Source organism: Streptomyces sp. C1-1, assembly GCF_050214755.1.
In the GTDB taxonomy this organism is placed as follows: Bacteria; Actinomycetota; Actinomycetes; order Streptomycetales; family Streptomycetaceae; genus Streptomyces.
Genome location: NZ_CP189826.1, coordinates 9,958,212 through 9,970,690 on the forward strand (window position 1 = coordinate 9,958,212; position 12,479 = coordinate 9,970,690).

At 68.7% G+C, this 12,479-nt stretch carries 12 protein-coding genes and 1 pseudogene; 9 read left to right on the top strand and 4 right to left on the bottom strand.

The window, feature by feature from the left end:
• The 5 genes from ACQF4J_RS45460 to ACQF4J_RS45480 all read left to right on the top strand — a co-directional run bounded on the left by ACQF4J_RS45460 (position 1) and on the right by ACQF4J_RS45480 (position 3,718).
• Positions 1 to 915: an alpha/beta fold hydrolase gene (locus tag ACQF4J_RS45460; RefSeq protein ID WP_351579345.1), complete on the top strand. Its 915-nt coding sequence runs from the start codon at positions 1 to 3 to the stop codon at positions 913 to 915.
• Positions 912 to 2,603, top strand: a complete 1,692-nt coding sequence (locus tag ACQF4J_RS45465) for a bifunctional 3-(3-hydroxy-phenyl)propionate/3-hydroxycinnamic acid hydroxylase (protein WP_427168463.1) — start codon at positions 912 to 914, stop codon at positions 2,601 to 2,603. Before ACQF4J_RS45460 ends, ACQF4J_RS45465 begins: the two co-directional genes overlap by 4 nt.
• A complete protein-coding gene (locus tag ACQF4J_RS45470) occupies positions 2,600 to 2,905 on the top strand; it encodes an NIPSNAP family protein (protein ID WP_427168464.1) in 306 nt (101 codons plus the stop codon). The genes ACQF4J_RS45465 and ACQF4J_RS45470 overlap by 4 nt, the downstream gene beginning before the upstream one ends.
• A 57-nt stretch (positions 2,906 to 2,962) precedes the next feature.
• Entirely contained in the window at positions 2,963 to 3,394 is a 432-nt protein-coding gene (locus ACQF4J_RS45475; protein WP_427168465.1) for a carboxymuconolactone decarboxylase family protein, read from the top strand.
• Between the two features lie 81 nt (positions 3,395 to 3,475).
• Entirely contained in the window at positions 3,476 to 3,718 is a 243-nt protein-coding gene (locus tag ACQF4J_RS45480; RefSeq protein WP_427168466.1) for a hypothetical protein, read from the top strand.
• 74 nt (positions 3,719 to 3,792) lie between these two features.
• Here ACQF4J_RS45480 and ACQF4J_RS45485 read toward each other — a convergent pair whose 3' ends face one another.
• Positions 3,793 to 4,548, bottom strand: a complete 756-nt coding sequence (locus tag ACQF4J_RS45485; RefSeq protein ID WP_427168467.1) for a class I SAM-dependent methyltransferase — start codon at positions 4,546 to 4,548, stop codon at positions 3,793 to 3,795.
• Between the two features lie 233 nt (positions 4,549 to 4,781).
• Between ACQF4J_RS45485 and ACQF4J_RS45490 the strand changes: the two genes are divergently transcribed.
• Complete coding sequence (locus tag ACQF4J_RS45490) at positions 4,782 to 5,129, top strand: hypothetical protein (protein WP_427168468.1); 348 nt, start codon at positions 4,782 to 4,784, stop codon at positions 5,127 to 5,129.
• A 5-nt stretch (positions 5,130 to 5,134) separates the two neighbouring features.
• On the opposite strand, the gene ACQF4J_RS45495 is transcribed toward ACQF4J_RS45490, so the two are convergent.
• Positions 5,135 to 5,338, bottom strand: coding sequence for a hypothetical protein (locus ACQF4J_RS45495; RefSeq protein ID WP_427168469.1), 204 nt, complete (start codon positions 5,336 to 5,338; stop codon positions 5,135 to 5,137).
• A 151-nt stretch (positions 5,339 to 5,489) separates the two neighbouring features.
• Positions 5,490 to 6,146: pseudogene (locus tag ACQF4J_RS45500) on the bottom strand (IS5 family transposase); the annotation flags it as partial.
• Between the two features lie 539 nt (positions 6,147 to 6,685).
• Here ACQF4J_RS45500 and ACQF4J_RS45505 point away from each other — a divergent pair.
• Positions 6,686 to 8,269: an FAD-dependent monooxygenase gene (locus ACQF4J_RS45505; RefSeq protein WP_427168470.1), complete on the top strand. Its 1,584-nt coding sequence runs from the start codon at positions 6,686 to 6,688 to the stop codon at positions 8,267 to 8,269.
• Positions 8,270 to 8,674: 405 nt separating this feature from the next.
• On the opposite strand, the gene ACQF4J_RS45510 is transcribed toward ACQF4J_RS45505, so the two are convergent.
• The gene (locus ACQF4J_RS45510) at positions 8,675 to 9,364 is read right to left on the bottom strand and encodes a ScbR family autoregulator-binding transcription factor (protein WP_351578913.1); all 690 of its coding nucleotides are present in this window, start codon (positions 9,362 to 9,364) and stop codon (positions 8,675 to 8,677) included.
• 922 nt (positions 9,365 to 10,286) lie between these two features.
• On the opposite strand from ACQF4J_RS45510, the gene ACQF4J_RS45515 reads away from it, so the two are divergent.
• Positions 10,287 to 11,093: an SDR family oxidoreductase gene (locus ACQF4J_RS45515; protein ID WP_351579049.1), complete on the top strand. Its 807-nt coding sequence runs from the start codon at positions 10,287 to 10,289 to the stop codon at positions 11,091 to 11,093.
• Between the two features lie 6 nt (positions 11,094 to 11,099).
• Positions 11,100 to 12,440: an NAD(P)/FAD-dependent oxidoreductase gene (locus ACQF4J_RS45520; RefSeq protein ID WP_351578916.1), complete on the top strand. Its 1,341-nt coding sequence runs from the start codon at positions 11,100 to 11,102 to the stop codon at positions 12,438 to 12,440.
• The last annotated feature ends 39 nt before the right edge of the window (positions 12,441 to 12,479 follow it).

Sequence of the window (12,479 nt, forward strand, 5' to 3'; positions counted from 1 at the left end):
ATGGACAGCGGCACCCACGGCAGGGGCGAGGCGACGGGCAACGGCCCGTCGGCCGCCGACGCAACCGGCAAGGACCGCTTCATCACGCTGAACGGCCTGCGTGCCCACTACGTCGAGTGGGGCGAGCCCGGCCGGCCCGTCATCGTCATGCTGCACGGCCTGCGCAGCTACGCCCGCACCTTCGCCCCGCTGGCCGCCCGCCTCGCCGGCAGCCACCGCATCCTCGCCGTGGACGCCCGCGGCCGGGGCGACAGCGACTGGGACCCGCAGGGCGAGTACTACACCTCCGCGTACGTCAGCGATCTGGAGCAGTTCGCCGACCGACTGGGCCTGGAGCGCTTCATCCTGCTCGGCCATTCCATGGGCGGTACCACTTCCTACGTCTACGCGGCCCGTCACCCCGAGCGGGTCACCGCGCTGATCGTCGAGGACATCGGCCCCGGTTCGTCGATCTCCGGAGAGGGAGCCGAGCGCATCAAGCGCGAAATGGGCGCCACCCCTGCGGAGTTCCCCCACTTCGAAGCCGCTCGTACCTACTGGCGCACGCTCCGTCCCGGCATCTCCGAGGCGGCTCTGGAGTCCCGGCTCAACAACACGCTGCGACCGGGCACCTGCGGTCGATGGCTATGGAAGTTCGACATGCCGGGTATCGCGAAGGCCCGCCTGAATTCCGATCCTGCCCGCCAGGTGGACCTGTGGCCCCACGTCGACGGGCTGCGCTGCCCGACCCTGGTCATCCGCGGCGGAGCGTCCGACTTCCTGCCCGCGGCCACCGCCGAGGCCATGGCCGGGCGCAACCCACGGGTGCGGGCGGTGGAGATTCCCGGCGCGGGCCACTACGTCCACGACGACGCCCCGGATCCGTTCCACCACCAGATCGCACAGTTCCTGACCGATCCGGAGGTCAACCCATGAGCGAACCCACCGAGATCCGTACCGAGGTGGCCGTCGTCGGTGCCGGACCCTGCGGCACCACAGTCGCCAACTACCTTGGTCTGTACGGGGTACAGGCCCTGCTCATCGACCGCAGCACCGAGATCATCGACTACCCGCGCGCCGTCGGCATGGACGACGAATGCGTACGCAGCTTCCAGGGCATCGGGCTCGCGGAGGAGATGCTCGCCGACGCGGTCCGCAACGTCCCGCTCAAGATGTTCGGAGCGGACGGCCGGTGCTTCGCCGACATCCGGCCCACCACCAACGAATACGGCTGGCCCCGCCGGAACATCTTCATGCAGCAGCTGGCCGAGGCCACGCTGCGCACGGGCCTGGAACGCTACCCGCGGATCAGGCCGATGCTGGGCCACGAACTCGTCCGGCTGGAGCAGGACGGCACCGAGGTGCGCCTCGATGTGAGAGGTCCCGCGGGTGAGAAGGTGCTGGTGCGTGCCCAGTACGTGGTCGCCGCGGACGGCGGCCGCAGCACGATCCGCACCCACCTGGGGATCCCCCTGGTCGGGGACACCCATCCACGCAAGTGGGTGGTGGTCGAGTGCGACAACGATCCGCTCGACGCCCCCTACACCGGCCTGCACTGTGATCCGAAACGGCCGTACGTCTGTGTGGACCTGCCCTACAACTACCGGCGCTGGGAGTTCATGCTCTTCCCCGGCGAGGACGCCGAGGCGATGCTCCAGCCCGAGAAGGTACATGAGCTGCTCACCGGCCATGTGCCCGACCCGACGGCGCTCAACATCGTCCGGGCCCGCGTCTACACCCACCACTCGCGCGTCGCCGCCCGCTTCCTCGACGGCCGGATCTGCCTGGTGGGCGACGCCGCCCATCTGATGCCCCCGTGGGCCGGTCAGGGCATGAACACCGGAATCAGGGATGCCACCAACGTCGCCTGGAAGCTCGCCGCCGTGGTGACGGGCCGGGCACACCCGCGGATCCTGTCCACTTACGACACCGAGCGACGCGAGCACGCCAAGGCGATGGTCGGACTGTCGGACACCCTTGGCCGCGTGCTCTCGTCGACCAGCACCTGGGCGGCACGCACCCGCGACGTTCTGCTCCGCGGTCTCACGGTGGCGCCACAGGTGCGCGACTGGCTTCTGGAGATGCGATTCAAGCCGATGCCCCGCTACACGGAGGGCGTTGTGCTGCACAGCCGGCGGCCCGTGGCCAAGGACTCGGCTGTCGGCCGGATGATCGTCCAGCCGCACGTGGAGACAGCGGACGGGCGGACGGTGTTGCTCGACGACATGCTCGGTGAGTGGTTCACCCTCGTCGGTTACGGAACCGACCCTCTCGTGCACCTGGACCCCGAGTCCCGTGCCTTCTGGGACAGGATCGGCACTTGCTACGTCACCATCGTCGAGTCCCGTTCAGGGCGTTCGCGCGCCGAGCGCCTCCGCTCAGGCACTGATTCGGTCGTCCTGGAGGACCTCGACGGCGCCTTGCGGAAATGGTTCGCCGCTCAGTCCGGCACCGTGGCCGTGATCCGTCCCGACCGCTATGTGGCGGCAATGGCCGACACCGCGGAACTCGCGGGCATGAGCGGCGAGTTCGAGCGGCTGCTGTCCCCCCGGCGGCAGCCGGACGCGTACGACGGAAAGCCGACCCGGCCGGCGGCCGTCCTGGTCGACGGGGGTGCGTCGTGATCATCGAGGAACGCGACTATCTGGTCAGGCCCGGGGCGGCTGCGAAGTACGCCCAGCTGTGGGACGAGTACGGCCGCGAACCCCAGGTGCGCATCCTCGGGAACCTGCTCGGCTTCTACGTCACCGAGGTGGGGGAGCTGAACACGCTGGTCTACCTGTGGGGCTACAAAGGGCTGGACGACCGGGTCAAGAGGCGGGCCGAGCTCGCCGCCGACCCCGACTTCGCGGCATTCCGCGCCCAGGTGAGAGACCTGCTGGTGCGTCAGTCCAACAGGATCCTCACGCCCGCCCTGCCGTCCTGAACACCTGCGCCGCGGAGCGGAAGCGGCGGCCGAACAGCACTCGCGCCCAGGAGAACAATGTCCACCGACGCCCAGACCCCGAACAACGCGCAGCAATACATCGACGCGATGGCCCGAGAACGCGGGTACGTTCTCGACTACCACAAGGTCATGGCCCAGCACGACTTCGAGGTGCTGCAGGCGACCAACGCCCTGGTGCGGGCCGCCTATCTCGCTCCTCGCGCCCTGGACCCTCGTACCAAGGAACTGCTCTTCATCCTGAGCCTGACCGTGATGAGAGCGGGCAAAGGACACATCCAGAGCCACATCCGGGTAGCCCTGGACCTCGGTGTCACCTCACAGGAGATCCTCGAAGCGATCGAGATCGCCCTCCCGGAGGCCGGAATCGTCGCCTTCCAAGCGGGCTTGGACGCCTGGCGCGAGGTTGTCGACGCCCGCGGTCTCGAACCCACCGTGCAGGTGCACCAGGGCGGCTCAGGAACGGGCTGACAGAGCCCCGGCCGTGAGTTCCCCGACGTTCCTCGCCCTTACGATGCAGGTCACCGCATTGGTGGCGGCCCATCCTGGGCCATGGCCCAGGAGGCGAACAACCCTCATCGGTGGAACAAGGCCCTGACCTCGGCTTGGCCGCAGCCACGCACGACAACCGCTTCGGCGCGGCCGTCGAAGCTGGATCCGTTCACGCTGCTGATCGACGAAATCCTGCTCATTGATCTGGACGCGACCAGGAGACAGCGCCACACCGTCATCCCGGATCTACCGCCGTCTGATCGACGAGCACTCCTCGTCCGAGGCGTTGCGTTGACCACTTGAACCCGCACCGATGAGAGGGCGCAAGCGTCCTGCGAGCAACCGCGCGGTCCGGCCAGGGACTGAGAGTCCGGTGTCTATGCCTTGCTCGCGACCACCATGTAGTTCTCGGCCTCAAGATCGAACGTGCTCAGTTCCGTTTGGAGTCCGACCCGGTGCAGCTCGACTTCGAGTTCCTCGTACCGGTAGGGCCAGCAGGACAGCAGTTCCGAGCGGACAAGAACCAACCCGGTCGCATCAACTTGCGCGATCGCAATCTCGATGTGGTGCTCCTCCTCCCAATGCGGCGCAATCTCCCAGCGGTAGACCACGACGGCATCGCGACCGTTCCGGCGGACGAGTCGGTCACTGATCTCCAGCCGGGAACCTCTGGCCCTCACGAGTTCCCAAGTGCGGGATGTGAGTACCAAGCGCCCGCCGGGGCGCAGAAGCCGTGACATCGACTCCAGAGCAGCACCCCTGCCTGTCGCGCCCGCGGCATGGTGAAGCGAGTTGCCAACGCAGAACACCATGTCGAACGTGTTGTCCTGGAAATGGTCGGGCAACTCTTCCCAGTTCGCCCGTACGGCCCGGACGGATGCCCCGAATTCCTCAGACAACTCTGCAGTCCGACGAACCATCGCCTCGCTGGCGTCAGTCGCGACCACCTGGATGCCACGACCGGCGAGGCCAACCGCCAACTGTCCGGTTCCGCACGAACAGTCGAGGACGTGAGCGTTCGACGGCAGGCGATTGAGGACGTCGTCGAACGACGCAGCGAACTCGGCTGGAGGCAACTTTGCATCCGAGATGAGCCATTCGTACACCTCGGCAAGCACGTCATAGCCCGTCACAACCACTACCTCCGTCACGCGGCAGACTCACGGTAGGACGTCAGTCCATCAGCGGAGCAAGCCGGGGCACCAATGGTTTTCGCAAGGATGGCTCTGACGGTGTTTGTGGGTTGTCAGTTGTCCGTCTGAGTGGATGTCACCGGCTGGTCAGCTGGGAAGTTGTTCGTGAGAAGTAGTGTCACTCGCGGGGTTGCGGTGGCAAGGTGAATGTGCTCAGTGAAGGAGCACCGCCGATGCCGCCTGGTCAGTCGAAGGTCGAGTTGTATGCCGCGCTGCGGCGTGACGCTCGCGAGGGCATGTCGAACCGGGCGCTGGAGCGCAAGTACAGGGTGGGCTCGCGGACTGTTCAGAAGGCGCTGAGTTCGGCGTGGCCGCAACCTCGGGAACCGTACGCGCCTCGCCGTTCCAAGCTGGATCCGTTCAAGCCGGTGATCGACCAGATGCTGCTGGCTGATCTGGATGCGCCGAGGAAGCAGCGTCACTCGGTGGTCCGGATCTATCGCCGGTTGATCAACGAGCACGCGATGGACGACGTGTCCTACCAGCCTTCAACCACCAGCCGAAACGCCGATTTCACCTGAAGTGCTCATCGGCCCTCTTCCGGCGCCGACCGCCGGTCGGCGAGGCGTTCCTGGTCGGCGGCGTTACCGGCACGAGCCTCGGTGCGGTGACCCCGTGCCAGGTAGTCCCGGACGATCAACTCGACAGCGTCCTGCGGGCTCCTGGTGCCGGCCAACAGCATGACCTCGATGGCCAAATCGCTGTCCAGGCTGATGGTGACCTTCACCATGACACCTCCTGAGGGTTCCCGCGGAGCCTATCCGAGCGGCCAACGGTCGGCGATGGGTAGGTTGCCGCACCGGGAAAAGTGACGGAGCCGGAAACCCCGCCGGTCGCGAACGGCTCATTCTGTAACGAGCTCCAACAACGGCTGACACAACGAGCCAGGCGAAGGTGCGCTCGACCACCCACCGGTAGGCACCCAGTCCGGTGCCATGCCGTGTGCCTCGACGTGGTCCGTGCCCACGGCATCGAGCCGGCCATCGCGAAGAGTGAGGCCGGTCTGCGGCGGGGACGGCCGACACGGCCGCGAACCGGTGGGATCGCGTCGAGCAGGGGCAGCAACTGGGTGACGTCGTTGCGTTTTCCGCCGGTCAGTAACACTGCGAGCGGGGTGCCGTGCCCGTCGCTGATCAAGTGGTGCTTCGAGCCGGCCGGCCCCGGTCGACCGGCGAGGGGCCCGTGTGCTGCCCCCTTTTAGCGCCCTGACGTGGGAAGAGTCGACCACGCAGCGGGACCGGTCCAGCCGGGAGGCTATTGAGCTCGGCAAGCAGGACCTCGTGCAGCTGTTGCCGGACACCGGCCTCGTTCCAGTCCCGCAGCCGCCGCCAGCGCGTCATGCCCGAGCCGAAGCCCAGGTACTGAGGCAGACACTCGCACTGGATCCCGGTGTGCAGCACGTACAGGATCCCGCACAACACCTCCCGGTCCGACAACGGCTTGCGACGCGGATACCGAAACCGCCGCTCACGCTGCGGCAGCAGCGCCTCGAGGTGCTCCCACAGCTCATCCGACACGATCCACGGCGATGTCCCCACACCGGACCGAACGCTCAACTCCGGCTCCGGACACAGCCATCAGCGACGATCAACCTCTCTGTTGTTAGTGGCTGTAAGGCGAGGGTCTGGGTGACGTCGTTGATATTGGCCGTGTTGGTGATGATCGTGAGTGCCGTCGGCGTTGCAGTCGGTTGTTCGTGGGAGGTGGGTGCGGGCTGTTCGCGGGTTCTTCCGGCGGGCTCGGTGGTCTGCAACTCCATTGCGGTGTGGGGCATTTGGCGTGTTTTCCGTGGTCGTTGGATGGGTGTGGGGTCTGGGGGAGGTGGGTGTGGTTTTTGGGTGGGGGGTGGTGGGTTTCGGGTGGTGCGGGTCCGTTGCTAGAAAACCGCTCACCCGGTATCTTTTCTGGTGTTCGCTCGTACGGACGAGCGGCTGGGCGGCTCGACTTCCTCGGGGAAGGCGGTTGGTTTCCCGGGGGTTGGGGTTGTTCGGGGTGGGGTGGCTGCCGGGGTTGGGTGTGCTGCGCCTCCTTCGTCCTCGTCGCTCGTGTGCTGGTCCACGACTGGGGGAGGTCCGGGATGGTGCGCGGCGTTGAGGGGCGTGTGGTGATCGTCGGTGGGGGGCCTGTGGGGATGTTGCTGGCCTGTGAGCTGGCGGGGCGGGGGGTGCGCACGGTGGTGATCGAGTCGCGTTCGGCGGTCTCCGGGTGTCCGAGGGCGACGACGTTGCATGCGCGGGCGGTGCAGTGTCTGGTGCGGCGGGGGTATCTGGGCGGGCTGGTGGCCGGTGGTGGGGTCGGGGCGGCCGGGGTGGGTGGCGGCGGGGTGCCGGTGAGCAGTGTGTTTCATTTTGCGGGTATGGCGGGGTTGGTGATTTCGGTGCCGTCGGGGGAGCCGGAGCCGGTGTTGAAGTGTGCGCAGGAGGTGTTGGAGCGGCATTTCGAGCGGCGGGCGCGGGCGGCGGGGGTGCGGATCCTGCGCGGGCACCGGGTGACGGGGGTGCGGCAGGGGCCGGGCGGGGTGAGCGTCACCGCGCAGGCGCCGGGCGGCGTGGCGGTGGTGTGCAGGGGCCGTTATCTGGTGGGGGCGGACGGGGCGCGCAGTGTGGTGCGCCGTGAGGCGGGTTTCGCTTCCTGTGCTTATCCGGCCACGGTGTCGGCGATGGCGGGGGATGTCCGCCTCGAGGGGGCCGAGGGTCTGGAGGCGGGCTGGCGGCGCACGGAGCGGGGCTGGATCGTCGCCAAACCCCTGGAGGGCGGGTGGGTCCGCCTGCGCACGCTGAACTGCCAGGGTGCGCATCCCGAGCGTGAGCGGCCGCTGGTGCTGGAGGAGTTGCGGCGTGAGGTGGGCTGGATCACCGGCCGGGACATCGTGATGGGGGAGGGCCGGTGGTTGAGCCGGTTCAGTGATTTCTCCCGGCTGGCCGCCTGCTACCGGATGGGGCGCATCTTCTTGGCGGGGGATGCGGCGCATGTGCATTTCCCCGTCGGCGGCCAGGGGCTGAGCACCGGGGTGCTGGATGCCGTCAACCTCGGCTGGAAGCTGGCGCTGGCGGTGCGTGGTGAGGCGGGGGAGGGGCTGCTGGACACCTATGACCTGGAACGCCGGCCCGCAGCCCAGCGGGTGATCGACCACACCCGTGCCCAGCTCACTTTGATGCGGCCCGGCCCGGAACTCGAGCCGTTGCGGGCGCTGTTCGGGGAGCTGGTGGCGAAGGGTGGGGAGAGTGGTGTGCTGGCGTCGATGGTCAGTGCCCAGGACACCGTGCTGCCCGGTCGCGATGCAGGCTGCTCTGCCTGGGAAGGAACGTTCCTCCACAACACGGTCCTGCACACCCGTCAGGGCCAGGCCGATGTGATCGGTCTGCTGCGCCAGGGACGCCCGCTGCTGCTGCTCTTCGGCGATAACCGCTGCACCGACGGCTGTGCTGAGCAGGCCGAGGGGTGGGCGGGGCGGGTGCGGGTGGTGCACGCCGAGCCGGCGCCCGGTCTTCCCAGCGCCCTGCTGGTGCGGCCCGATGGCTACATCGCCTGGGCGTCGGAGGCTGAGGGGCCGGGCGCTTGGGCGTCGGGGGCCGGCGGGCCGGCCGCTGCGCTGAGAGCACTCTTCGGCCCGCGCGCTGAAGTGGAGGCCGCCGGTGTGCTCGCCGGGGCGGTCAGCTGACCGGTGCGGGTTCCCGCACTGGCTGCGGGCTGGGCGGTTCGGGGTGCAGGGCTACCAGTTCGGCGTAGGCCGTTGCCCTCGCGGTTCGGTGAGGCCGGCCGTGGCGAGGTTCGGGAAGGAGCGGCTGGGGGTGCGCCGGAGTTGACTGATGCTGGCTGCAACGAGGGGTATGGGGCCTGCAGTTCGGGGTGGGCGGTGGCCCTGCCGGTGTCGGTGGGGTCGGCGGTGGCGAGGGCGGAAGGGGGCGGCCCTGCTGGGCAGCTCGCGGCTGCGCCAGGGTGCTGGCTCTCATGTGGTGGGGGCGGGTGTGCCGGTGGGGGTGGTCAGTTGACGCAGTCCTTCGGCGGCCGTACGAGGGCCGGGGCGTGGGGGCGCGGGATCCGGCTGGTGTGTTGGTGGGGGTGGTCAGCTGACGGGTGCGGGTTCCTGGATGGGGTGGAGGGTGGGGAGGTCGGGGTGGAGAGTCTGCAGTTCGGCGTAGACGGCTGCGCCGCGGGTGGGGGTGAGGTCGACGGCGGCGAGGACGGAGGGGACGACGACGCTGGGCAGGATGTGGCGCAGCAGGGCGCTGACACGGGCGGGCAGGTCCTGGTAGTTGCACAGGGCCTGGGACATGGCCTGGATGCCTGCGAAGGCGCCGACGAGGACGTCGGCGGTCTCGGTGGAGGTGACGTGGGGCAGCAGTTCGCCCTGGGCGCGGGCCTTTTCCAGCAGTTCGGCGCCTACGTCGCTCCAGCGCAGGAAGGGCCCGCTGCGGTCCAGTCCCTGGGCCTGCTGGTCGAGGGAGAGGCGGACGCCGGCGCGGACCATGGGGTCGGTCTGCAGGCGGTAGGCGTGCAGGACGACGGTGTCGACCATCTGCTGCACCTTGCAGGCCCGCTCGGGGATGGGCACGTCGAGGTCCTGGGCGTGCAGGACGCCCTCGGCGAGGTGTTCCTTGGAGGGGAAGTGGAAGTACAGGGCTCCCTTGGTCACGCCGGCGCTGGCGAGGATCTCGTTCACGGTGGCCGCCTGATAGCCGCGTTCCTCGAAGACCCGGGCCGCTGCCGACAGGATCGCGCGCCGGGTGCGGACCGCCCGCTCTTGTTTCGCCATGTCGGCCTCCTCCTTGTCGGTGGACCCCAAGACCCAATAAAAAACCGTCCAGTTTGTATATTACAGGTGTTTCGTGGGAGCGCACCCCCTTCCGGCCGTGAAACGTTCAAGGAGGTGCGCCCCCAACCTGCCGTATCAGACCTGGCCCGGGCGTAGACGGCGTAGCAGGAGATGTTCACGTTGGCGACGAACCTCGCCTCGGGCGGGGCGAAGGCGTGGCCCTTGGTCGTGGCGCCGTCGTCGTTGACCCGTATGGAAAGGTCAGCGCAGGCGCCATTCCCTTCGATCTGGACGGTTTCCCGCGAGCAACTAGCGCGGGGGCTTTTGCAGGTGGTCCGGACCCCAAGCTGCACACCGTCGTACGCGGCGGCCCGAATGGCCATGTATTCATCGCCACCGAAGCTCAACTGAAGCGGGCCGGGACGCTCGCCGTCACGCCGGTGGCGATCACACTCAGGGCCCTCGCCACTCCCACGGCGACTGACTTCGTTGGGGTCCGCATGTCAGTCCTCCCTCCATGTGCGAGGCCCGCTCCCGTACCGGGGTGATCGCCTCAGGCTCCGGCCCGGCGTTACTGGCCGCGTCGTCGATGCCGACCTGCGTGGCCCCCAGTGCCGTGGCGGCCGTGGATGATCCGGTGGGTGCCGAGCGCGATGACCACGCCGTGGGCCCGGGGCCGCCGGTGGTCCAACTGCGTGACGTGTGCAGTCGAATGCCGCTCCGCTGGCGCGCCGGTCGGTCCCGTCCGTGACACAGGGTGCTTTCGTCTGGGGGTCGGGCGTACGACGGCTCCTGGATTTGTTCTGGCGGGCCGGACTATTCCCGGCTCTTGTCATGCGCGTCGCGCGTTCTCGGCGTGCGTGTCGTCCGGAACGCCGAAGGAGAGATCGTGGTGGCAGCGAAGGTCGAGAGCCGCGGGACGATGCCCGCCCAACTCCTCAGGGGTCAGAAGGCGCTGGTGACCGGTGCCAACTCGGGGATCGGCCTGGCGACCGCCGTCGCCCTGGGCCGGGCCGGAGCGGACGTCGTGGTGAACTACGTCGTCGGTGCGCGCGAGGCAGAGGACGTCGTGAAGGAGATCGAGGGCCTTGGGGTCCGCGCCTACGCCCACGAGGCCGACGTGTCCGACGAGGACCAGGTGAAGGCCATGGTCGCGCGAATGGTCGAGGAGTTCGGCACCATCGACATCATGGTGGCCAACGCGGGCCTTCAGCGGGACTCGGCCGTGACGGAGATGACGCTCGCCCAGTGGCAGAAGGTCCTCGACGTCAATCTGACCGGCCAGTTCCTGTGCGCGCGGGAGGCCGCCAAGGAGTTCGTGCGGCGCGGCGTGGTGGAGGAGGTCTCCCGTTCAGCCGGGAAGATCATCTGCATGAGCTCGGTCCACCAGATCGTTCCGTGGTCGGGCCACGTCAACTACGCCTCCTCCAAGGGCGGGGTGGGCATGTTGATGCAGACCCTTGCCCAGGAGCTGGCCCCCAAGCGGATCCGGGTCAACGCGGTTGCGCCGGGTGCCATCCGCACGCCGATCAACCGCGACGCCTGGTCCACCCCCGAGGCCGAGGCCGATCTGCTGCGCCTCATCCCGTACCACCGCGTGGGCGACCCGGAGGACATCGCCAACGCGGTCGTCGCCATGGCGTCCGACCTGCTCGACTACGTTGTCGGCACCACCCTTTACGTCGACGGCGGGATGACGCTCTTCCCCGGCTTCGCCACCGGGGGCTGATCGGCGATGCAAGACCATGTCACGCCCCGCCGTGTGGTGATCCTCGGAGGGGGGTTCGCCGGCCTGTTCGCCGCTCGTGCCCTACGGAAGTCACCGGTGGCCGTGACCCTGGTCGACCGCCGTGCCCACCACCTCTTCCAGCCGCTGCTGTATCAATGCGCCTCCGGGATCCTGTCCGAGGGGCAGATCGCGCAACCGCTGCGCGGAGTTCTGCGCCGCCACCACAACGTCAGGTGCGTGCTCGCCGAGGCAACAGACGTCGATGCTGGCGCCCGGCTGGTGCACGCCCGTCGCCCCGGGGGCGGCATCGTCCAGCTGCCCTACGACGATCTGATCGTGGCCGTGGGCATGCGCCAGTCCTACTTCGGGCACGACGAGTTCGCCGCCCACGCCCCCGGCATGAAGACCTTGGACGACGCGCTGGAGATCCGCCGACGGATCTACCGGGCGTTCGAGATGGCCGAGACAGCGGCGAACGACCGGGAACGGCAGCAGTGGCTCACCTTCGCGCTAGTCGGCGGCGGCCCCACGGGTGTCGAACTCGCCGGCCAGATCCGGGAAATCGCCCTACACACGCTCGACCGGGAGTTCCAGAGGATCGAGTCCGCCGACGCCCGGGTGCTGCTCTTCGAGGGGTCCGACGCGGTACTGGGCGCGTTCGGCTCTCCGCTGGCTCACCGTGCGGCCCGGACCCTGGAGAGCTTCGGCGTCGAGGTCCACACGGGCACGAGGGTCACTGAGGTCGACGCTCACGGTCTGACCGTACAAGACCACGACGGCAGGACCACCCGGTTCGGCGCCCGCACCGTGCTGTGGACGGCAGGCGTCGAGGCCCCGCCGATCGCCGCCGCGCTGGCCCGGGCGACCGGCGCCAAGCAGGACCGGGCCGGACGCATCCTCGTAGAACCCGACCTCACCGTCCCCGGCCATCCGGAGATCCGCGTCACCGGCGACGTGATGAGCCTGAACGGGCTGCCCGGCCTGGCCGAGGTCGCCATGCAGACGGGCGCCTACGCCGGCCGGAGCCTGCGTCACGCCGTCGAGGGCAGGACCGAACAGCCGAAGCCCTTCAAGTACGTGGATCTCGGCAGCGCCGCCTACATCGCTCGCGGCCGGGCCGTCGTCAAGGCCGGTCCGTTGCATCTGTCGGGCTTCACCGGCTGGCTGGCCTGGCTCTTCATCCACCTCGCCTTCCTCACCGGCTTCCGCAGCAGGCTGGGAGCGGTGCTCAGCTGGTTTGTCGTCTTCGCCATCGGCTCGCGCCGCGAACGCGCCTTCAACATGCCCGACACAGACGCTTCGGCCGCCCGGGCGCCCCGGCCGAAGGCACCCCCACCGCCTCCCTGAGGACGGGCACCCTGCCGACCCTCTGCGGGCGCACCTCTG

Excerpts from the sequence above, each read along its gene's own strand:
- ACQF4J_RS45460 (WP_351579345.1), top strand. The coding sequence starts at position 1 with ATGGACAGCGGCACCCACGGCAGGGGCGAGGCGACGGGCAACGGCCCG.
- ACQF4J_RS45465 (WP_427168463.1), top strand. The coding sequence starts at position 912 with ATGAGCGAACCCACCGAGATCCGTACCGAGGTGGCCGTCGTCGGTGCC.
- ACQF4J_RS45475 (WP_427168465.1), top strand. The coding sequence starts at position 2,963 with ATGTCCACCGACGCCCAGACCCCGAACAACGCGCAGCAATACATCGAC.
- ACQF4J_RS45480 (WP_427168466.1), top strand. The coding sequence starts at position 3,476 with ATGGCCCAGGAGGCGAACAACCCTCATCGGTGGAACAAGGCCCTGACC.
- ACQF4J_RS45490 (WP_427168468.1), top strand. The coding sequence starts at position 4,782 with ATGCCGCCTGGTCAGTCGAAGGTCGAGTTGTATGCCGCGCTGCGGCGT.
- ACQF4J_RS45495 (WP_427168469.1), bottom strand. The coding sequence starts at position 5,338 with ATGGTGAAGGTCACCATCAGCCTGGACAGCGATTTGGCCATCGAGGTC.
- ACQF4J_RS45505 (WP_427168470.1), top strand. The coding sequence starts at position 6,686 with ATGGTGCGCGGCGTTGAGGGGCGTGTGGTGATCGTCGGTGGGGGGCCT.
- ACQF4J_RS45510 (WP_351578913.1), bottom strand. The coding sequence starts at position 9,364 with ATGGCGAAACAAGAGCGGGCGGTCCGCACCCGGCGCGCGATCCTGTCG.
- ACQF4J_RS45515 (WP_351579049.1), top strand. The coding sequence starts at position 10,287 with ATGCCCGCCCAACTCCTCAGGGGTCAGAAGGCGCTGGTGACCGGTGCC.
- ACQF4J_RS45520 (WP_351578916.1), top strand. The coding sequence starts at position 11,100 with ATGCAAGACCATGTCACGCCCCGCCGTGTGGTGATCCTCGGAGGGGGG.